This window comes from Pseudomonas sp. S44 (assembly GCF_016624805.1).
Taxonomy (GTDB): domain Bacteria; phylum Pseudomonadota; class Gammaproteobacteria; order Pseudomonadales; family Pseudomonadaceae; genus Aquipseudomonas; species Aquipseudomonas machongensis.
Genome location: NZ_JACVTY010000017.1, coordinates 57,106 through 77,198, shown reverse-complemented (window position 1 = coordinate 77,198; position 20,093 = coordinate 57,106). Strand labels below are relative to the sequence as shown.

Genomic DNA, 20,093 nt, shown 5'->3' with positions numbered 1-20,093 from the left:
GGTTGCGATCAAGCAATTGCCGGGTTGGAGGACAGCGGATTCGGATGAAAGAACACTCTCTCTCGGATTGGCCCGACCGCGACCTCACCAATCTCCTGATAGCCCTGGCGCTCGTAGAAGGCCAGGTAATGGGCATTGCCGGTGTCGAGGATCACGCCTTGGGTATCGGGATCGTCGGCGCACCAGTCGTGCACCGCCTGTAACAATTGCTCACCATAGTGTTGTCCCTGAAACTGCGGGTGCACCCCCAGCAGAGGCAGCACATGGACTTGCTGACTGGGCAGGCACGCCGCCAGTGCCGCTTGATACTCGAGGTATCGACGCGTGCAGCGCCGGCCTGTCCCCAGCAGCATGCGCAGGCGCCAGGCCCAACTGTCGGCCACTCCAAGGCGACGTTGCGGCGGCACGATCAGCGCGGCACCGACCAGGCGGTCGTTGACCAGCACACCGATTGCCGGCAACTGCAGGTAGAAGTGCTGGCGCACCCATTCGCGCACCATCACCCGCAGGCGCCGCTCATAACCCCGCCGCTGTGCATCGAACAGATAGGCGAAGGTCGGCTCGTGACGATACGCATGGTAGAGCAGCGAACGCACTTCGCGGCTGTAGCCATCGTCGAGCAGGCTGATATGCGCCGGGGCGTCGGACATTGCGATGATCCTCCTGGAATGTACGTAGCAGAGCCTTGGAGGCGTCGTGTCGTACATCGTTCCCCCTCCAGCACGTTAGCAGCGCCCCAGCGACGCTGCCACGCTGGTGATGACGGCCGATGTCGGCTAGCATCCGAGGCTTTTACCAGGATCGTCTTTCCATGAAGATCGTCTCGTTCAACATCAATGGCCTGCGCGCCCGCCCGCACCAGCTGGCTGCGCTGATCGAGAAGCACCAGCCAGACGTCATCGGCCTGCAGGAAACCAAGGTCAGTGACGATCAGTTCCCGCTGGCCGAAGTACAAGCATTGGGCTATCACGTGCATTTCCATGGCCAGAAGGGCCACTACGGGGTTGCCCTGCTCTCGCGCCAGGCGCCATTGTCGCTGGTCAAGGGCTTCAGCACCGATGAAGAGGACGCTCAACGCCGCTTCATCTGGGGCACCTTCGCCGATGCCGACGGCACCCCGATCACCATCATGAACGGCTACTTCCCCCAGGGCGAAAGCCGCGACCACCCCACCAAGTTCCCGGCCAAGCAACGCTTCTACAGCGACCTGCAGACCCTGCTCGAAGGTCAGTTCCGCAATGACCAGCCATTGGTGGTGATGGGCGATGTGAACATCTCGCCCCAGGACTGCGACATCGGCATCGGTGCCGATAACGCCAAGCGCTGGCTCAAGACCGGCAAATGCAGCTTCCTGCCCGAAGAACGTGAATGGATGGAGCGCCTCAAAGGCTGGGGCCTGGTGGACAGCTTCCGTCACCTGCACCCGGAGGTAGCGGACCGCTTCAGCTGGTTCGACTACCGCAGCCGCGGTTTCGAGGACGAACCCAAGCGTGGCCTGCGCATCGACCTGATCATGGCGTCGCAGGCACTGCTTCCACGCCTGAAGGCGGCGGGCGTCGACTATGAACTGCGGGCGATGGAGAAGCCCTCGGACCACGCCCCCATCTGGCTGGAACTGGCCTGACGGCGCAGGCCATCGGACTCAACCGCGCAGGAACGCCTCGACCGCCTGCGCGGCGCTCACCGGATCTTCCTGCATGAAGCAATGACCACCCGCCACCTGTCGCTCGCTGACATTGGCATTGAGCGCCACCAGGCGCCGCACCGAATGCGGCACGAATGGGTAGGTGGTTTCACCATGCAGGATCAGCGTCGGCGTGGTGATGCGCTGCAGACTTGGCCACATGCGCGCCGGGAAGGTGCTGAAAATCTCAACCTCACGGCCGGGTCGGCACTTGAGCACCACGCCTTCGCCGCAATCGCCGATGGCATGCCCGATATACGCGTGCAGCGCCGCGTCGCTCCAACCCTTGAAGATCCCCCGCCCCTGCAGCGACGCCAGCGCCGCCTCGCGGTCCGGCCAATGGCTGCGCCGGGTTGCGGCCTTGCGCGCCAGGGCATGACGCCGGTGCAGGCCCACCAGTGCCGCCGCGCCCATCACCCCGATCATGCGTCGGCTGAACAACACCGGATCGAGCAGTACTGCACGCTCGAACAACCCAGGCCTGCTGGCGAGGATCAGCCCGGTCAGCACCCCACCAAAACTGTGTCCGAGCGCATGGCGCGGCACATCGCCAAACACCTGGCGTCCCGCCTCGAATGCTTCCAGGACCAACTCCGCAGTGCGGTTCCAGCCACGAAAGGCGCCGCCGTGATCGCTGTCGCCGTGCCCCTGGACGTCGCACAACCACAGGTCGAAGTGTTCCCCCAGGCGCATCAGCATGGGCTCGTATGCCAGGCAGCAGAAACCGTTGCCGTGCAGAAAATGCAGCAACGGTTTGCCGCTCGGCTCGGAATGCCAACCCCGTAGCGTGAAACCTTCCGAGCAATCATGGGACCAGGGAATCAGCTGCATCGTGTACCGCACTCATCGAACTAGGAAAACGACGATTCTACAAACAGCAGCGGATACAACGAAATCACCAGCAGCAAGGCCATCAGGACATTGAACAGCATCAGCCAGCGCGGATTTTGCAGAAGGTTGCGCAAGGCGCTGCCAAACATGACCCAGATCCCCACGCTGGGCAGGTTGACCAAGGCGAACAGCGCGGCGATGACAATCACGTTGAGCACATAGCCCTGGGCCGGGGTGTAGGTGGTGATCGCACCGACCGCCATGACCCAGGCCTTCGGATTGACCCACTGGAAAGCAGCCGCTCCCCAGAAGCTCAGGGGCTTGCGCGTCCCTGCGGCATCCCCGGAGATCGGCCCGGAAGTTGCGATCTTCCACGCCAGGTACAGCAGGTAAGCGGCCCCCACGTAGCGCAGGATGCTGTACAGCGGCGGCCAGGCCTTGAACAGTTCGCCCAGCCCGAACCCCACGCCCAGCACCATCAGCATGAAGCCGATGCTGATGCCCATTGCATGGGGGATCGAACGGCGCACACCGAAGTTGACGCCGGACGCCAGCAACATGGTGTTGTTCGGCCCTGGGGTGATCGAAGAAACGAAGGCGAACAGGATGAATGCGGTGAGCAGATCGTATGAGCCGAGCATGGCAGGGACTTCCGTCAGGTACTGATTATCGTGTCCTGCCACACTAGCGGAACCCCTCACGCCTAGACCGGTACAGTTACCTTAAATTAAACCTGTACACATCACTGTACCGCCGCAGAGGGATCGAAGATCTCTTCGATACTCAACTCGAAAACCCCGGCAATGCTGAAGGCCAGCGGCAGGCTGGGATCGTAGCGGCCGGTCTCGATGGCATTGACGGTCTGGCGCGAAACACCGAGCCGCTCGGCCAGTTCGGCCTGCGACCAGCCACGCGCACTTCGCAATTCACGGATGCGGTTGTTCAACGGTAACGCCTCACCCCGATGAAGGTCCCCAGCGCCCACAACGGCCCCATCAGGCTCCAGACCATGAACATCGACAAACGTGGGAAGCCAGCGGTCTCCAGAAAACCGTAGCTGAAGGTCAACAGCGCCGTCGCGACGAATGCCAGCCCCAACGCCTCCAGTTGGATGCGCCGGACCATTTCATCGAGGCTGCGCAGTTGCTGCACCACAGCCCAGGCCATACCGATCATGGCCGGCACCGGCACCAGCGCCACCAGGGTCTTGGCAACGCCTGGCGCCATGGACGCGAGGAAATGGCTGCTGACCAGCACACAGGCCATATAGGCGACGAGGAACAGGACGAATGAAATCACATGACGTTTGTGCAGCATGCCAACAGCCTCGGATGTAAAGTGTGTTTTACATTGAAGGCGAGGCCGCGCATCATGTCAAGCTTGCTTTACATCTCGGCAAGCCGGCCCAGGCCCATTACCATGGTGCCCGCCAACCACAAGGAAGCCTTCATGAGTCTGACCATCCGCCCTGCCCGTCGCGCCGACGCCGCCAAGATCCTCGACTTCATCACCGAGCTTGCCGACTACGAGCGCGCGCGCCACGAAGTGGTAGCGACCCTGGCCGATATCGAGCACAGCCTGTTCGATGAAGGCAGCACCGTGCACAGCCTGATGTGCGAGCGCGACGGCACGGCCATCGGCTTTGCCGTGTACTTCTATAGCTACTCAACCTGGCTGGGCCGCAACGGCATTTACCTCGAAGACCTGTACATCACCCCCGAACAACGCGGCGGCGGTGCTGGTCGCCAGGTACTGCGGCACATCGCGCGCGAGGCCGTAGCCAGAGGTTGCGGCCGCCTGGAATGGAGCGTACTGGACTGGAATGAACCGGCTATCGGTTTTTACCAGGCGCTGGGCGCAGAAGCGCAAGATGAATGGGTACGTTATCGCCTGGACGGCGAGCGCCTGAAGGCATTCGCACAGGGGTAAGCCGCGCCCGACCACACGACTGTGCCAAAAGTGTTACCCGGCCCCGTCCACCCAGCAAAAAATCGGGTAACACGGAAACAATTCGAGAGATTTTCAGGTCATAAAAAATCGCCTCAAATCTCTAAGCCCTTGATTTTAATGGATATTGAAAAGTTGGCACGGCATCTGCTTTATCTCTGGCACAACAAAAATAAAAAAACGTGACACCCCAATAAAAACAACATGCACCGGCTCTGACATAACAAGAACAACACGGCAGAGGCGCAGCAAGCAGATTTTTTTGGAGTAGGCACGCGTTCCAGGGGTTCGTCCCCGCGACCTGACGCAGAACAACAAAACTACCTTGAGGTAGCGACTGTCAGGATCGGATCAGCAATGATGAAGGCAGGTCAGCGCTCAAAAAAATACGTTTGCTCTTGGCCCCGGATAGGGGCCCGGTTACACCGAAACAGGCTGACAAAAACAACAACAGGCCGGTTTTCAATAATAAAAAGAGCAGGCAACAACGCTTTGAGGGGAGCTTCGGCTCCCCTCAGTGCTTTGTGTTTTCCTCATTCTTCGCCTCACCACCCTCCCCCTCGACCTTCTCCACCAGCACCGGCATGCTGCTCAACACCAGCAAGGCCAGCACCGTACTGACCAACGCCGTCGCCTCGCGCCCCATGCCCGCCGCCGTGCCGATCGCCGCCGTCATCCACAGGCCTGCCGCCGTCGTCAGCCCTTTAACGTGATTGGTGTCCTGGCCATGGCCCTTGAGAATGGTGCCCGCGCCAAGAAAACCGATCCCGGCGACGATCCCCTGTATCACCCGGCTCAGCGCCTGTGCATCGGCACCGGCCATGCTCGGTGCCAGCACGAACAGGGCTGCACCCATGGACACCAGCATGTGTGTCCGCACCCCGGCCGACTTGCCCTTGTGCTCGCGCTCGAAACCCAACACCGCGCCGAGCACCGCCGCCATCAGCAGACGCACGAGAATCCGCGTCACCTCGCCTTCATCGGTGATGTCGGTGAACTCTGCCCGTATCGCTTGCCAAACATTCTGCCACCAGGAATCCATGGGTTTCTCCACACCAGCGCGCCGTGGCCTATTGAAAGATTGACCGCTGCGTTTGCCCGGAGTGCGGCAGCATCCGCCCGGCGGAACGATGCAGCAACCCGAAGCGCGCTGTGGTCACACCCGTAACCATCTGCGGAGGGTAACGTCATGCCGGTAGAAATCGACGAAAGCAACCAACGCTGCACACTGATCGGTGACAAGCTGCGCATAGAAGGCCTGGGGCCGGAGATCGAGATCTTCACCGATGAACAGCTGCGCATGTCGGTCGCGGTGCTGGCGGGTGAACGCATACCAATCACCGAAGCCGAAGCCGACGCCCTGACCGTGATCGGTGCGGTGGATAGTCGCAGACATCTCAAGAGCAGTGCTCCAGGCTCCGTAATCTGAGGCCTGCAAGGGACTTCTCGTTCATCTGATATGGTTTTTATCGCTCTACCTGAGCCTGTGCTGTAAACAGATCGGGGGCCATAGTGCCCGGGCCTGATCGAGGCCTGATGAGCGAACCACCATGAGCGAGAGAATCCCCTTCCGAATCATCGAGATCGAGCCTGCGGCCAAGACCCCCAAGCGCCACGCAGACGGGCGCATCCAGACCCGCAGCTTCACAGGCCTGTACCGCAACCTGCGGATCGGCTTCGCCGGCCTGTTGTTCGTGTTGTTCTTCGGCACGGCCTGGCTGGACTGGAACGGTCGCCAGGCCGTGCTCTGGGACCTTGCCGACAGCAAGTTCCACATCTTTGCCGCAACCTTCTGGCCACAGGATTTCATCCTGCTGTCGGCACTGCTGATCATCTGCGCCTTCGGCCTGTTCGCCATCACCGTCTTCGCCGGGCGGGTGTGGTGTGGCTACAGCTGCCCGCAGAGCGTCTGGACCTGGCTTTTCATGTGGTGCGAGAAGGTCACCGAAGGCGACCGCAACCAGCGCATCCGCCTGGCCGCCGCGCCCTGGAGCCTCGGCAAGTTCGCCCGCCGCAGCCTCAAGCATGGGTTGTGGCTGGCCATCGGGGTGATCACTGGCCTCACCTTCGTCGGTTACTTCACCCCCATCCGCCCGCTGGCCCAGGAGCTGCTGACCCTTCAGCTGGGCGGCGTAGCGTTGTTCTGGGTGGTCTTTTTCACTGCCGCCACCTACCTGAACGCCGGCTGGCTGCGTGAAGCCGTGTGCATGCACATGTGCCCCTATGCGCGCTTTCAGAGCGTGATGTTCGACAAGGACACCCTGGCCGTGGCCTACGATCCAGGCCGCGGTGAAAGCCGCGGTCCCCGCAAGAAAGGCAGCGACCGACAGGCACAGCATCTGGGCGACTGCATCGACTGCACACTGTGCGTGCAGGTCTGCCCCACCGGCATCGACATCCGCGACGGCCTGCAGATGGCCTGTATCGGTTGCGCTGCGTGCATCGACGCCTGCGACGGGGTCATGGACAAGATGGGCTACCCCCGCGGCCTGATCGGCTACAAGTCCGAACACAACCTCCAAGGCGGCCGCACCCACTGGCTGAGACCGCGCCTGCTGGGTTACGCCACGGCCCTGCTGGTCATGATCGGCGCCCTGGTGATGGCCTTGCAGACGCGCCCGATGGTGTCGCTGGACGTCATCAAGGACCGCGGCCTGTTCCGTGAAAATGCCCAGGGCCAGATCGAGAATATCTACCTGCTCAAGATCATCAACAAGACCCAGCATCCCCAGCACTATCGACTACGTCTGGTCGACGCCGAAGGCTTCGTGCTGCACGGCAAGCAAGCGATATCCATTCCAGCCGGAGAAATGAGCGAACTGCCGGTATCGGTGGCGATGCTCGCCGACCGCCCAACGAGCAGTTCGGTAGACCTCACGTTCGAAGTACAGGACAGCGACCAGCCGCAGGTGCACAGCCGTGCACGCAGCCGTTTCGTTGCGCCGCTCAACCGCTGATCCCTTACACTGCCTTGAACCTTGCCTGCCAGGCCGAATAACACAACGATGAAACGCTACGAACGATTCGCCGACGATATCGCAGAACTGATCCGCTCCGGGGTGCTTGGCCCCGGACAGCGTGTGCCCTCGGTACGCTACGCCAGCCAGACCCACGGGGTCAGCCCCTCCACGGTGTTCCAGGCCTATTACCTGCTCGAGCGCCGCGGGCTGATTCGTGCCCGGCCGCGTTCGGGCTACTTCGTCAATACCCACGCACCTCGCCAGTTCAGCGAACCCCAGGCACAGGCACCGGTCAGCGAATCCACCGATGTCGACGTCAGTGCCCTGGTATTTTCCATCCTTGATTCGATCAAGGACCCTCACACCGTGCCCTTCGGCTCGGCCTTCCCCAGCCCCACCCTGTTCCCGCTGCAGCGCCTGGCCCGCTCGCTGGCCAGCGCCAGCCGCGCCATGGACCCACGCGTGGTGGTCACCGACCTGTCACCGGGCAACCCGCAGTTGCGCCGCCAGATCGCCCTGCGCTACATGGTCGCCGGCCTGATGCTGCCGATGGAAGAGCTGCTGATCACCAATGGCGCGCTGGAAGCCCTCAACCTGTGCCTGCAGGCAGTCACAGAGCCGGGAGATCTGGTTGCCATCGAAGCCCCGGCCTTCTACGTGTGCCTGCAGGTGCTCGAACGACTGAAGCTCAAGGCCGTGGAAATTCCCGTGCACCCACGTGAAGGCATGGACCTGGGGGTGCTGGCACAAACCCTGGAGAAACACCCGGTCAAGGCCGTATGGTCGATGACCAACTTCCAGAACCCGGTCGGTGCGAGCATGCCCGAGGCGAAAAAGCAGGCACTGGTCGAACTCCTGCACCGCCACCAGGTGCCGCTGATCGAGGACGACGTCTACGCCGAGCTCTACTACGCCCAGCAAGCGCCCAAGCCGGCCAAGGCCTTCGACCGCGATGGCCTGGTCATGCACTGCGGCTCGTTCTCCAAGAGCCTGGCCCCAGGCTACCGGGTGGGCTGGGTCGCCGCCGGCCGTTTCGCACAGAAGATCGAGCGGCTCAAGCTGATGACCTCGCTCTGCGCCTCGATGCCGGCTCAGGCCGCCATCGCCGACTACCTGCAACATGGCGGTTACGATCGCCACCTGCGCAAGTTGCGCTACGCCCTGGAAGGCCAGCAGGCCAACATGCTCGCCGCCATTGCCCGCCACTTCCCGGCGCAGACACGGGTCAGCCAGCCCGCCGGCGGCTACTTCCTGTGGCTGGAATTGCCCGAGCAGATGGACGCGCTCAAGCTGTTCCACATGGCCCTGGCGCAAGGCATCAGCATCGCACCGGGGCCGATCTTCTCGCCGACCCGGCGCTTCGGCAACTGCATCAGGCTGAACTACGGCAGCCCGTGGAACGACGCCACGGAGACTGCGATGGAGACACTGGGGCGTATCGTGCGCTCATTCTGAAGGATCAGCCGCTATAGTGAGGCTACCTGCACATGGACGAGCACCCGATGAACGACCCCACTCAACTGCGCCAACAGATCCTGGCCTTGCAGCAGCGCAACGGCGAGCTGGAAAACCGGCTGGCGCAGCAAGCCGAAGTATCGCCCTTGGACAACGTCCTGTTGCGCCGAGTGCACGAGCAACTCGAGCAGCGCTTCGACCAGACCCTGGCCGAACGCCGGCTGTTCATCGAGCTGGTCGATCACAGCCTGGCCAATGTCTTCGTCATCGCCCCGGACCTGCGTCTGCAAGCGATCAACCGTACTGCCCGACAGACATTCCAGCGCCTGCACGGTTTCTGCCCCAGGACCGGCGATCGCCTGGATGAAGCGCTTGCCGGCCTGCCACAGCCGCTCCAATGCCTGCTACCACTGGTCAACCGAGCGCTGGCGGGGGAAACGGTGATCGAAAGCGTCGCCTTCGACGGGCCGCCCTATCGGCGCCACTACGAGCTGCGGATCACCCCGCTGCACAGCGACGAACGCCCGCCACTCAGCGCCTGCCTGTTCGCCTACGACATCACCGAGCGCACCCTTGAGCAGGAGCGCCTGCGCGAAGCCGAGCAGGCGCTGCGCCAGGCGCAGAAAATGGAAGCGGTCGGCCAACTCACCGGCGGCATCGCCCACGACTTCAATAACCTGCTCGGTGGCATCTTCGGTGCGCTGGAGCTTGCCAAGCCACGCCTGTGCGGGCCGCAGAACGATGAGGTGAGCCGGCTGTTCGGCATCATCGAGCAAAACGCGTCCAAGGCCGCGTCACTGGTGCAGCGCCTGCTGGCCTTCTCGCGCAGACAGACATTGCTGCCCCGCGCCACCGACATCCAGCAACTGGTCGGCGACATGCTGGCGCTGCTGCAGAGCTCGCTGCGCTCGGACATCGAGCTCATCGATCGCACAGCTTCACAGCTGTGGCCAACCTGCATCGACCCCTCGCAACTGGAAAGCGCGCTGCTCAACCTGTGCATCAATGCCCGCGATGCCATGCCCGACGGTGGCACCTTGGTGATTCATTGCGAAAACCTGGAAATGACCCCGGCGCAAGCCCAACGTCTGCGACTCGCCCCGGGCCAATACCTGCACTTGCGAGTCGAGGACAACGGCCAAGGCATGCCAGCGGAGGTGGCGCAACGAGCCATCGAACCGTTCTACACCACCAAGCCGCTCGGGCAGGGCACTGGCTTGGGGTTGTCCATGGTGTACGGCTTCGTGCGGCAGTCTGGGGGGCAAATGCACCTCGATTCGATTCCGGGCAACGGCACCTGCGTTCACCTTTATTTGCCCAGGGCTGAAAACCTCCCGCCCCCCGAACCGCAGAGCCTGCCGGCCCCGCCACCTGCGCGGTCAATCCTGCTGGTCGAGGACCAGGCGGCGATGAAGCTGGTCATCAGCGAGCTGCTGAGCGAGGCGGGCTACGACGTGCATGCCTTCGCCAGCACCGACCGGGCGCTTGCCGCCCTGCGCAAGGGGCTGCGCCCGGGCCTGCTGGTCGGCAACACCGCCTTGTCCGACAGCCCCAAGGGTAGACAACTGATCGAAATGAATGCGGCCCTGACACCTGGCTGCACAGCCTTGCTCATCACCGGCTACGCCACCCAGACGCTGGCAGACCACGACGGTTTGCCAACAAATATCGAAATCATTTCCAGCCCGTTCGAGCTGAAAACACTGCTCGAACGGGTGACACACATCCTGGGCTGAGGCTCAGCGCCCGCCTCCCAGATCGATGAAGCTGCCGGTGGAATAGGATGCTTTCTCCGACAACAACCAGAGGATCGCCTCGGCCACTTCCTCCGGTTGCCCACCGCGGCCCATGGGCAGGCCAGGTTCGAGCTTGGTGACGCGCTGGGCATCACCGCTCAAGGCGTGGAAGTCGGTATGGATATAACCGGGACGCACGCCGTTGACCCGCACCCCCTCGCCCGCCACTTCCTTGGCAAGCCCAAGGGTGAAGGTGTCCAACGCGCCCTTGGAAGCGGCATAGTCGACGTACTCGTTGGGCGAGCCCAGGCGTGCAGCCACCGACGACACGTTGACGATCGCACCACCCTGCCCGCCGTGGCGCCGCGACATGCGCAGCAAGGCATGTTTGGCACAGAGCATCGGGCCGACCACGTTGGTTTTCATCAGCTTGAGCAGGCGGAATTCGGACATTTCGTCGACCCGGCTCTGGGTCGCGATGGTCCCGGCATTATTGACCAGTGCGGTGACAGGGCCCAGCTCCTGGTCGATCCGCTGGAACACCTGGATCACTTCATCCTCGACGCTGGCATCGGCTCGCACGGCGATGGCCTGGGCGCCCAGCCCCCGAACCTCAGCCAGGATGCGTTCGGCAGCGTGATCGTCGGCGTGATAATTGATGCAGATGCGGTAGCCCTGTTGCGCCGCCAACCGCGCGGTCGCGGCACCGATACCGCGGCTGGCGCCAGTGATGAGAATGACCTTGTCCATGAAACTGCCACTGTCGAAGGAATAGACCTACAAGGTTAGGGGAAAAGCCCCGATTGCGGCAACGGCTGCACGCAGCCGTGCCGCAAGTACACCTCAGTGCCCCGCCGAAGCGGGTCCGGCTTTGGCCGTGAAAGGCGGGCGAGCGAGCCACACCAGCAGGATCAAGGCGCCAAACACCCAGGTCAGCAAGGTGAAGTAGTCCACCGTCGACATCATGTAGGCCTGGCTGTTGAGGATCTGCTCAAGCTGCGCATAGCTCTGCGGAGTCGCCCCGCCGAGTTGCTCGAGGGTGTGACGCGTTGCCGGGTCGTACTGACTGATGTGCTCGCTCAGGTAGGCATGGTGCTGGTCGGCCCGGCGGATCCAGATCCAGGTGGTCAGCGAGGCGGCGAAACTGCCGCCGAGTGTACGCAGGAACGTCGCCAGCCCAGAGCCGTCGGCAATCTGATGCGGCGGCAGGTCCGAAAGCAGGATGGTCAGGGTCGGCATGAAGAACAGCGCTACCCCGATCCCCATGAACAATTGCACCAGGGCGATGTGCAGGAAGTCGACCTCGTTGGTGAAACCCGCACGCATGTAGCAGCTTGCGCCAATGGCCAGAAAGGCGATCCCTGCGAGCAGGCGCAGGTCGAAGCGATGCGCATACTTGCCAACGAAGGGCGACATGATCACCGGCAGCAGGCCGATCGGCGCTACCGCAAGCCCCGCCCAAGTCGCCGTGTAGCCCATCTGCGTCTGCAGCCACTGGGGCAGGATCAGGTTGATGCCAAAGAAGCCCGCATACCCGCCCACCAACACCAGGGTGCCGATGCGGAAATTGCGGTGCACGAATAGCCGCAGGTTCACCACCGGGTGCCGATCGGTGAGTTCCCAGATCACGAAGATGGCCAGGAAGACCGCGGAAATCAGGCTACCCACCACGATGAACGAGGACTCGAACCAATCCAGGTCGTTACCCTTGTCGAGCACCACCTGCAAGGCGCCGACACCGACGATCAGCGTCAGCAGGCCGATGTAATCCATCGGCTGGCGACTGGTGGTCACCGGACGTGTGCGCATCTGCTGGCGCACAACGGCGGCAGCGAACAGACCGATCGGTACATTGATGAAGAAAATCCACGGCCAGCTATAGCTGTCGGTGATCCAGCCGCCGAGGATTGGCCCGGCAATCGGGGCCACCACCGTCACCATTGCCAGCAACGCAAGCGCCATCCCCCGTTTGGCGGGAGGGTAGACCGCAATCAGCAAGGTCTGGGTCATCGGATACAAGGGGCCTGCGACCACGCCCTGGAGCACGCGAAAGCCCACAAGCTCGGGCATCGACTGGGCAATACCACAGAGGAACGACGCCAGCACGAACAGCAAGGTGGCCCAGATGAACAGTTTCACCTCGCCAAAACGGCGGCTCAGCCACCCCGTCAGCGGCAGCGCAATGGCATTGCTTACCGCAAAGGAGGTGATGACCCAGGTGCCCTGCTCGTAGCTCACCCCCAGGTTGCCGGAAATGGTTGGCAACGCCACGTTGGCGATGGTGGTGTCGAGCACCTGCATGAAGGTCGCCAGCGACAACCCAATGGTGGTCAGCAGCAGGCTCGGCGGGGTGAACTGGGCGGATGCGCCGTTGCTCATCGCTGCGCCGTCTTGCCACTGGCGGCGCTGTTGTCATGGATCAGCTGGGCGATCAGACGATCGGCCTCGGCCAACTGACGGTCATACACCTGGGTGGTGTAGCTGGCCTGTTGCGGCGGCTGTTGGGCCAGCGCCGGGCCACTCTGGTCGTGCAGGTCGACCTCGACCACGGTGGACAGGCCGATGCGCAGCGGATGGTCCTTGAGCTGGTCGGGGTTCAGGTGCACCCGCACCGGCACACGCTGGACGATCTTGATCCAGTTGCCCGTGGCGTTCTGCGCGGGCAGCAGGGCGAAGGCACTGCCAGTGCCGGCGCCCAGGCTGTCGACCGTCCCGCTGTACTTGACTTCGCTACCGTACAGGTCGGCGGTGATCTCCACTGGCTGACCGATACGCATGTCACGCAGCTGGGTTTCCTTGAAGTTGGCGTCGATCCATACCTGGTCGAGCGGAATCACCGCCATGGTCGCGGTACCCGGCTGCAGGCGCTGCCCCAATTGCACGGTGCGCTTGGCGACGTAGCCGGTCACCGGCGCCACCAACGTGGTGCGAGCGTTGTCCAGGTAAGCCTGACGCAGGTCGGAGGCCGCGGCCATCACGTCCGGGTGCGACGACACCACGGTGTCGTCGATCAGCGCAGTGCTGGTGTTGAGTTGCTGGCGGGCGTTGTCCAGGGCGCTCTGCGCAGCGGTCAGGTCGTCGCGTGAGTGCGACAGCTCTTCAGCGGCGATCGCCCCGCTGTCAGCCAGGACCTTGCGCCGGGCGTAGTTCTCGCGAGCCTTCTTCAGTTCGGCCTGGCGCGTCTGCACCTGGGCCTTGAGTGCATCGACGTTACTGTACAAGCCGCGCACCTGGCGCACCGTGCGCGCCAGCTTGGCCTCGCTGGCCTGCAGCGCGACCTCGCTGTCACTGGGGTCGAAGCGCAACAGCACCTGGCCGGCGTGCACCAGGTCGCCATCGTCGGCGCCGATGCTGGTGACGGTACCCGTCACCAATGGAGTGATCTCCACCACGTTACCGTTGACGTAGGCATCGTCGGTGCTTTCGTGCCAGCGCCCGACCAAGCTGTACCAGGCCCAGCCGGCGGCGCCGGCCAATATCAATACCAGCAACAGGGCCAGCAGCCAGGTCTTGCGCTTGCGCGTGGCGTCGGGCACTTCGGCGGGAGTGGGTGCATCCGAGGGTGTGGCCATGAGAAGTACCTTTGAATCAAGTCGGATCAGGGGTGCGATCGCCGAAACGGGCAATCGTCAACGGGTCGCTGGCGGCCAAGAGAATCTTTGCCAGCAGCGTCTCGAGGATCTTGAGCTCGTCGGGTTCGAGCGAACCGACCAGCTCGTTCATCGCCATTGCCCCGATCTCCGGCAGACGGTCAGCCAGACGTTGACCGTCGTCGGTCAGCGCCAGCCGCACCTGGCGACGGTCGTCGGGACAGCGGTTGCGCAGGATCAGGCCCTTCTGCTCGAGGCGATCGAGCATGCGCGTCATCGAACCGCTGTCCAGCCCCAGGCAGCGGCACAGTTCGGCCGGGGTATCTACCTGGTACTGGGTCACGATGATCAACACCTTGAACTGCGCAGCGGTAACGCCATCAGCTTCCAGGTGCCAGTCGAGAATGCGGTCCTTCAATAACGAGGCGCGGCCGAGCAACATGCCAATGGCGCAGGTCTGGAAGTTTTCCGGGGTGAAATGGGCCATCGGCATCGCTCAGAAAAGATGTTAGAAAATATTACTGCCTAGGCAGTTAATGTCAAAGCTTTTATTAGCAGGCTATCTAAGTCGTTGTTCCCTCAGCCCTCTCGGTGCCCCCTATGCCGCTGCGCCGGAAAACCGACAAAAAAATCGCAACTGATAGTCATTCGCCATTATCTTGGTTCTCGCAGGGCCCTTCTGGCAGGTAGAATGCGCAAAACCGGGAGCCGCAATGAACCAAGACCGCCTCACCCCCCTCGACGACGATGCCATCACCGATGCCGCTGCGCACTGGTGCATGCGCCTGCACGCCGAGGACTGCTCGGCCGCCGAGCGTGAGGCATTTGCCCAGTGGCTGGCCACCGACACCCGGCATGCCGAGGAATACCAGGCGATGCTGGAGATCTGGCATACCGCCGACATGTTGCCGCGTACTACCAACGTGACCGAACTGCCTGCGGCCAGGTCCCACCAGCGCAACTGGCGACCACTGGCCTCAGCCGCGGTGATCACCCTGCTCGCCCTGCCCCTGGCCGGCTGGGTTGGCTGGGAGCAAGGCTGGTTGCCCAATCGCTATCAGCATTTCGACAGCGACCAGCAGGTGCGTACGGTGCAACTGCACGACGGCAGCCAGGTCGAGCTCAATTTGAACAGCGAGCTGCGCTACCTCAACTACAAGGACCGGCGCCAGGTCGACCTGATCAAGGGCGAAGCCTTCTTCAAGGTTACCCACGACAGCGAGCACCCTTTCATCGTGCGCGCCGGTCACGGCCAGACGCGGGTCACCGGCACGCAGTTCAACGTGTGGAAGTACGAAGATCAGGTCAAGGTGACCCTGGTCGAAGGCTCAGTGCTGGTTTCCAGCCACAGTGGCGAAGGCGGCTACCGCCTCGGCCCCGGCATGCAGGCCAGCTACAGCATCGGTGACTTCGAACCGCAACTGGCCCAGAGCGACGACTATGCCAATAGCCTGGCCTGGCGCAGCGGTCGCCTGGTACTCGACAACCTCAGCCTGTCCCAGGCATTGCCGGTGATCAACCGCTACCTGGACAAACCCCTGTTGCTGGCCGACAGCACTGTCGGCAACATCCGCATCAGCGGCATCTACGACACCCGCGACGTCAACCGTCTGGTAAACAACCTGCCCAAGGTCCTGCCGATCTACCTGACCCGCAACGACAACGGCAGCACGGTCATCAACCGCATCCTGCCGTCCTCCGACAAGGGGTGATGTGCGCTGCCAAATGGCAGCCACAAAAAAGGCGCCTCAATCGAGGCGCCAAGACATTCACCTGCAACCAAAGGAGCGCAAGGCTTCTGAAGGTGAATGGGCTCAAGCTCAAAGGATCGACAACGGATACTCGACGATCACCCGCACCTCATCCAGATCGGACTCGAACGCCGTCGCCCGGGTGGTCGCCTGGCGCACGCGCAGCGAAAGGTCCTTGGCCGCGCCGGTCTGCACTACGTACTTGACCTCGATGTCGCGCTCCCAGCGCTTCTGGTCGGTCAGCGGATCGCCATTGCCATCGCGACGCATGTAATAGGCGTTGGCGTTCGAGTAATCAGCGTCACTGCCGCGCCCGTAGCGGGTCATGAACGACAGCCCGGGGACGCCATACCCGGCCATGTTCAGGTCATAGCGCAGCATCCACGAGCGCTCCTTGGGCGAGTTGAAGTCGCTGTACTGGATGGAGTTGTCGAGAAAGATCGAGTCGGACTGGCGCAGGTAATCGAAATCGTCGTTGCCATTGTTGCGTTGGTGGGTCAAGGCGACGGTGTGGGCGCCGTAACGCACACCGAGCTTGGCGCTCCAGATGTTGTTGTCGAAGGTGCCCAGGCGTTTACGCCCTTCGTCCTTGGCGTTGTAGAAGTTGAAGCCACCGATCAACGCCAGCTCATCGCTCAATGGCCAGGTAACGCTGGTACCGGCGTAGTACTGGTTCCACACATCCTTCAGGCGACTGCCGAACAGGCTGACGCTGACATGTTCGTTGATGGCATAGTCGCCGCCGCCATAGGCGATCCATGGCGAATCCACAGGCCCGCCATAGAAGGTCGCGAAAGACTCGCGCATGTCGCTGGACATCGGCTGGCTCATTGCATGCAGGCGCCCGGCCTGCAAGTTCAGGCCCGCCAGGCTGGTGTTCTCGACGGTCACGCCGCGAAAGCTCTCCGGCAGCAGGCGTGAATCGCCCGCCGCGACCACCGGGTTGGCCGGAAACACATCGCCCACCCGCAGCACCGTGTCGAACACCCGCACCTTGGCCGCGCCGCCGAGCTTGCTGTATTCGTCACGCGCCTGGCCGTCGCGATCCACCGGCAGTACATCGAACGAGCTGCGTCCACCGTTGCGCCCGCCTCCGGTGTCGAGCTTGAGCCCGAGCATGGCAAAGGCATCGACCCCTACCCCCACGGTGCCCTGGGTAAAGCCGGACTCGAAGCGGGTGATGACAGCATGCGCCCAGGCTTCGGAATAGCCATTGTCGGGCGCCTTGGCTCTGTTATAGGTCGGTGCCACCGCGTCGCGGTTGTCACGGTTGAAGTAGTAGTTGCGGTTCAGCACGCTCAGGCGGCTGCCCTCTATGAACCCTTCTTTCGTAGCGTCCTCGGCCCACGCCGAAGGACCGGCCAGCGCCACCAGCGCGGCCAGGGAAAGTCCCGGACGATATCTCATGCGAATGCTCCTTCGATAACGGCTGTTGTTCTTGTCAGGCCGTTTCGCAGGTGCGTTCGCGGCCAGCATCGATGCTCGCCGCAGGTGGATAACGGGAAGGTGATCGGCACATTACAATGGCGTCATGCGTGCGGACCTTTCACAACTGTAAGGCTGTCGTCATGCCCTTGTTGGCTGCTGCTCGCTAGCGTGATCCGGAAACCACAGCCCTTCCGGAGACACCCCATGAAACGACTGAGTACAGCGATCGCCCTGCTCCTGCTGGCCTTCGGCGTCCAAGCCACCGGCTTTTCCGCTCAGCGCAGCGAGCAGTTGCTGCAGGCGCACCAGCAAGCCGTGGCCGCCTACGCCATCAAGCGCGACAAGCCCATGCCGGAGATCGTCGACTACCGCTATGGCATGCCACTGGATGTGGCGCGGCTGGTGCGCCAGTCAGGCGACCCGCGCACGTGCGAGGTGGTACCGCGCCTGATGACCTTCGAGGACAGCCAGGGCACCCTGCGCACCGTGCGTTATTCGGTGCAGTCCGAATGCATCAACAACAAGTGAAAGCCCGATGCCGGCTCAATCGCCCGTCAAGGTCAGGTCCACCAGGCGCATGCTGTCGCGTCCACTGCGCTTGGACTGATACAGCGCGGCATCGCTCTGCTCGATCAGCGCCGTGAGGCTGGCCGGCGGCTGATCGAACAGGTTGGCACCGATGCTCAGGGTCACCGCCATCGGGGTGACGAAGGATTGTGCAGCGATGTCCTGGAAGCGCTCGCGCAGAATAGTGCCCAGCACCTCGACTTCGTCGCGGCGCGCATTGCCCAGCAGAATGACGAACTCATCACCCCCCAGTCGCGCTGCCAGGGCATTGGCCGGCAGCAGGCCACGAATGGTTTCGCTCAGCGCCACCAGCAGCCGGTCACCTGCGGTATGGCCGTAAAGGTCGTTGACCAGCTTGAAGTTGTCGATATCGATCAACAGCACGGCGCCAGGGCGCTCGTGGCTTGTCGCCCGCAGCAACACCGGCGCACGCACTTCCAGGGCGCGGCGGTTGAACAGCGCCGTGAGCGGATCACGCGCGGCGAGAAGCGCGATGCGCTCCTCACGCCGGTAGCGCTCGGTGCCGGTCATCGACAAGGCGATCAGCATGATCGCCATCGCCCCTTCGATCAGCGAAATCTGGATGATTTCACCGCGAAATGCCGCAAGGTCGATCAAGGTTCCCGGAATCACCACGGTCAGGGCCTTGATCACGTAGAACAGCCCGTGGATCAGCATCACGTAGCGCAGTTGCACCGCCCCCACACTCAGCGACACGCCGTGCGGACGCAGCAGGAAACTGGCACGTAGCGACACCAGGGCCACCAGCAGCGAATTGACCACCAGCATGATCTTCGACCACGACGGCCCTTCCGGCAGCAGCAGCAGGCTCACCCACAGCAGCACGACCAGCAGCCAGCCCCGTGACAATCGCACCTCGGTGAAACGGGCAACGCCCAGCAGGAAGCAGAAATGCGCGAACACCAGCATCCCATTGGCGAACCAGATACCAATCAGCAGAAAACCGTTCATGCGCAGCAGCGCGAGGGTAGAACCAACGGTGATGGTGGCGAAACCGGCACTCCAGTAGAGCAACGACGACTCGCGCACACTGCGCCATTCGATCGCCAGGTATAGCGCAGCTGCTGCCGCAAGGGCGACGGTCAGGGCCAGGAGGGTTGGGGGGTCGAGCGTCATTGACCGGCGTGCCTGTCTTGGAGGGCAAAAGCGGTGATTGTAAGCGCTCCGGCCAGGATTGCAGAGTGCCAGCTCATCGGATTACTGCCCGGAAAGGAAGGTGACCAGTTGCCTGGCGTGGGAACTGAGACCTTCCCAACTGCGAAAGCAGATGCGCAGCTCCAGAGTCGCCCAACGCTCCTCCAGTGCCACCCTGCGCACCGCGAACTCCTGCTCGGCGCGCACAGCCGCGATCTCCGGGACAATCGCCAGCCCGGCGCGCTGGGCCACCAGCTGGGCGATGGCCTCGAAGCTGGGCGCGCGCACGCGGATCTTCAGCGGCATGGCCAGGTTCATCGCCAGCTCCTCGACAAAGCGCTGCATGGCACGCTCTGCCGGCAGGCAGACGAAGGCATGATCCAGGGCATCGACCAGACGCAGCTGCTCACGCGTCGCCAGTTCATGATCGGCAGGCACCAGCAGCACCAGACGCTCGGTGCGAAACGGCAGCGACACCAGCCCATCGTTGACCAGGTTGCCGTCGAACACGCCGATCTCGCACTCCCCAGCCAGCACCACCCGCAATACATCGACGCTCTTGTGCTCGACCAGCAGCAGGTCGACCTCGGGGTAGTCGGCCAGGAACGGCCCCAGTACCGCCGGCAGCAAGGTGCTGTTGGTGACCGTCGAGGCCGCCAGGTGCAGGTTGATTCGACGCTGGCCGGCCAGCTCCTTGAGCGTGTCCTGCAGTTTCTGCGCCTCGCCCAGCACCCCACGGGCCGACTCCAGTACCAACCGCCCAGATGGGGTCAACTGCATACCGTCAGCCCTGCGGGTGAACAACATCAGACCGCTGCGCTCCTCGAACAGGCGCAAGCGTGTGCTTGCCGCCGACACCGCCACCGGAAAACTGGCCGCGGCCTTGCTCAGGCTGCCAGTCGCTGCGATGGCAGCCAGCAGACGCAAGTCCTGAAGATCGAAGTGCATGGGGTTTCTCCAAAAACGAACGCCATGTTCGAGAAAAAGCG

The 20,093-nt window shown here is 62.8% G+C and carries 21 protein-coding genes; 8 read left to right on the top strand and 13 right to left on the bottom strand.

Features of this window, described 5'->3' with window-relative positions:
* Positions 1-8: 8 nt before the first annotated feature.
* A complete protein-coding gene (locus tag IAE40_RS14675) occupies positions 9-650 on the bottom strand; it encodes a GNAT family N-acetyltransferase (RefSeq protein WP_153772721.1) in 642 nt (213 codons plus the stop codon).
* A gap of 161 nt (positions 651-811) precedes the next feature.
* On the opposite strand from IAE40_RS14675, the gene xthA reads away from it, so the two are divergent.
* Positions 812-1,624: an exodeoxyribonuclease III gene (gene xthA, locus IAE40_RS14670; protein ID WP_054891531.1), complete on the top strand. Its 813-nt coding sequence runs from the start codon at positions 812-814 to the stop codon at positions 1,622-1,624.
* A gap of 18 nt (positions 1,625-1,642) precedes the next feature.
* Here xthA and IAE40_RS14665 read toward each other — a convergent pair whose 3' ends face one another.
* The 4 genes from IAE40_RS14665 to IAE40_RS14650 all read right to left on the bottom strand — a co-directional run bounded on the left by IAE40_RS14665 (position 1,643) and on the right by IAE40_RS14650 (position 3,832).
* Positions 1,643-2,515, bottom strand: coding sequence for an alpha/beta fold hydrolase (locus IAE40_RS14665; protein ID WP_153772722.1), 873 nt, complete (start codon positions 2,513-2,515; stop codon positions 1,643-1,645).
* Positions 2,516-2,535: 20 nt separating this feature from the next.
* On the bottom strand, positions 2,536-3,156 hold the full coding sequence (locus IAE40_RS14660; RefSeq protein ID WP_054891533.1) for a LysE family translocator: 621 nt from the start codon (positions 3,154-3,156) through the stop codon (positions 2,536-2,538).
* Between the two features lie 101 nt (positions 3,157-3,257).
* Entirely contained in the window at positions 3,258-3,461 is a 204-nt protein-coding gene (locus tag IAE40_RS14655; RefSeq protein ID WP_200603442.1) for a helix-turn-helix transcriptional regulator, read from the bottom strand.
* Positions 3,458-3,832 (bottom strand): hypothetical protein, encoded by a 375-nt coding sequence (locus tag IAE40_RS14650; RefSeq protein ID WP_153772723.1) that lies wholly within the window; start codon positions 3,830-3,832, stop codon positions 3,458-3,460. The genes IAE40_RS14655 and IAE40_RS14650 overlap by 4 nt, the downstream gene beginning before the upstream one ends.
* Before the next feature lie 132 nt (positions 3,833-3,964).
* Here IAE40_RS14650 and IAE40_RS14645 point away from each other — a divergent pair, with 132 nt between their 5' ends.
* On the top strand, positions 3,965-4,444 hold the full coding sequence (locus tag IAE40_RS14645; RefSeq protein WP_197893443.1) for a GNAT family N-acetyltransferase: 480 nt from the start codon (positions 3,965-3,967) through the stop codon (positions 4,442-4,444).
* A 532-nt stretch (positions 4,445-4,976) separates the two neighbouring features.
* On the opposite strand, the gene IAE40_RS14640 is transcribed toward IAE40_RS14645, so the two are convergent.
* Complete coding sequence (locus IAE40_RS14640; RefSeq protein WP_054891536.1) at positions 4,977-5,504, bottom strand: MgtC/SapB family protein; 528 nt, start codon at positions 5,502-5,504, stop codon at positions 4,977-4,979.
* Positions 5,505-5,651: 147 nt separating this feature from the next.
* Here IAE40_RS14640 and IAE40_RS14635 point away from each other — a divergent pair, with 147 nt between their 5' ends.
* The 4 genes from IAE40_RS14635 (at position 5,652) to IAE40_RS14620 (ending at position 10,613) form a co-directional block, all read left to right on the top strand.
* On the top strand, positions 5,652-5,891 hold the full coding sequence (locus IAE40_RS14635) for a DUF3203 family protein (protein ID WP_054891537.1): 240 nt from the start codon (positions 5,652-5,654) through the stop codon (positions 5,889-5,891).
* Between the two features lie 121 nt (positions 5,892-6,012).
* Positions 6,013-7,419, top strand: a complete 1,407-nt coding sequence (ccoG, locus tag IAE40_RS14630; RefSeq protein ID WP_200603441.1) for a cytochrome c oxidase accessory protein CcoG — start codon at positions 6,013-6,015, stop codon at positions 7,417-7,419.
* Positions 7,420-7,467: 48 nt separating this feature from the next.
* Positions 7,468-8,877 carry a GntR family transcriptional regulator MpaR gene (mapR, locus tag IAE40_RS14625; RefSeq protein WP_054891539.1) on the top strand — a complete coding sequence of 470 codons (1,410 nt, stop codon included), beginning with the start codon at positions 7,468-7,470 and terminating at the stop codon, positions 8,875-8,877.
* Between the two features lie 47 nt (positions 8,878-8,924).
* Positions 8,925-10,613 (top strand): PAS domain-containing sensor histidine kinase, encoded by a 1,689-nt coding sequence (locus IAE40_RS14620; RefSeq protein ID WP_200603440.1) that lies wholly within the window; start codon positions 8,925-8,927, stop codon positions 10,611-10,613.
* Between the two features lie 3 nt (positions 10,614-10,616).
* Here IAE40_RS14620 and IAE40_RS14615 read toward each other — a convergent pair whose 3' ends face one another.
* From IAE40_RS14615 to IAE40_RS14600, 4 genes are all read right to left on the bottom strand, one after another.
* Complete coding sequence (locus IAE40_RS14615; RefSeq protein WP_054891540.1) at positions 10,617-11,363, bottom strand: SDR family oxidoreductase; 747 nt, start codon at positions 11,361-11,363, stop codon at positions 10,617-10,619.
* Positions 11,364-11,456: 93 nt separating this feature from the next.
* Positions 11,457-12,992, bottom strand: a complete 1,536-nt coding sequence (locus tag IAE40_RS14610; RefSeq protein ID WP_153772727.1) for a DHA2 family efflux MFS transporter permease subunit — start codon at positions 12,990-12,992, stop codon at positions 11,457-11,459.
* The gene (locus IAE40_RS14605; protein ID WP_200603439.1) at positions 12,989-14,185 is read right to left on the bottom strand and encodes an HlyD family secretion protein; all 1,197 of its coding nucleotides are present in this window, start codon (positions 14,183-14,185) and stop codon (positions 12,989-12,991) included. The genes IAE40_RS14610 and IAE40_RS14605 overlap by 4 nt, the downstream gene beginning before the upstream one ends.
* Before the next feature lie 16 nt (positions 14,186-14,201).
* Entirely contained in the window at positions 14,202-14,690 is a 489-nt protein-coding gene (locus tag IAE40_RS14600) for a MarR family winged helix-turn-helix transcriptional regulator (RefSeq protein ID WP_054925628.1), read from the bottom strand.
* A gap of 226 nt (positions 14,691-14,916) precedes the next feature.
* Here IAE40_RS14600 and IAE40_RS14595 point away from each other — a divergent pair, with 226 nt between their 5' ends.
* Complete coding sequence (locus tag IAE40_RS14595; RefSeq protein WP_200603438.1) at positions 14,917-15,915, top strand: FecR family protein; 999 nt, start codon at positions 14,917-14,919, stop codon at positions 15,913-15,915.
* 108 nt (positions 15,916-16,023) lie between these two features.
* Here the strand turns inward: IAE40_RS14595 and IAE40_RS14590 are convergent, their stop codons facing one another.
* The gene (locus IAE40_RS14590) at positions 16,024-17,361 is read right to left on the bottom strand and encodes an OprD family porin (protein WP_200603437.1); all 1,338 of its coding nucleotides are present in this window, start codon (positions 17,359-17,361) and stop codon (positions 16,024-16,026) included.
* Between the two features lie 225 nt (positions 17,362-17,586).
* Between IAE40_RS14590 and IAE40_RS14585 the strand changes: the two genes are divergently transcribed.
* A complete protein-coding gene (locus IAE40_RS14585) occupies positions 17,587-17,910 on the top strand; it encodes a DUF2790 domain-containing protein (protein ID WP_065862581.1) in 324 nt (107 codons plus the stop codon).
* 15 nt (positions 17,911-17,925) lie between these two features.
* Here IAE40_RS14585 and IAE40_RS14580 read toward each other — a convergent pair whose 3' ends face one another.
* Together IAE40_RS14580 and IAE40_RS14575 are read right to left on the bottom strand one after the other, a co-directional pair.
* Positions 17,926-19,086, bottom strand: coding sequence for a GGDEF domain-containing protein (locus IAE40_RS14580; RefSeq protein ID WP_054891547.1), 1,161 nt, complete (start codon positions 19,084-19,086; stop codon positions 17,926-17,928).
* 81 nt (positions 19,087-19,167) lie between these two features.
* Positions 19,168-20,052 (bottom strand): LysR substrate-binding domain-containing protein, encoded by an 885-nt coding sequence (locus tag IAE40_RS14575; protein WP_200603436.1) that lies wholly within the window; start codon positions 20,050-20,052, stop codon positions 19,168-19,170.
* Between the last annotated feature and the right edge of the window lie 41 nt (positions 20,053-20,093).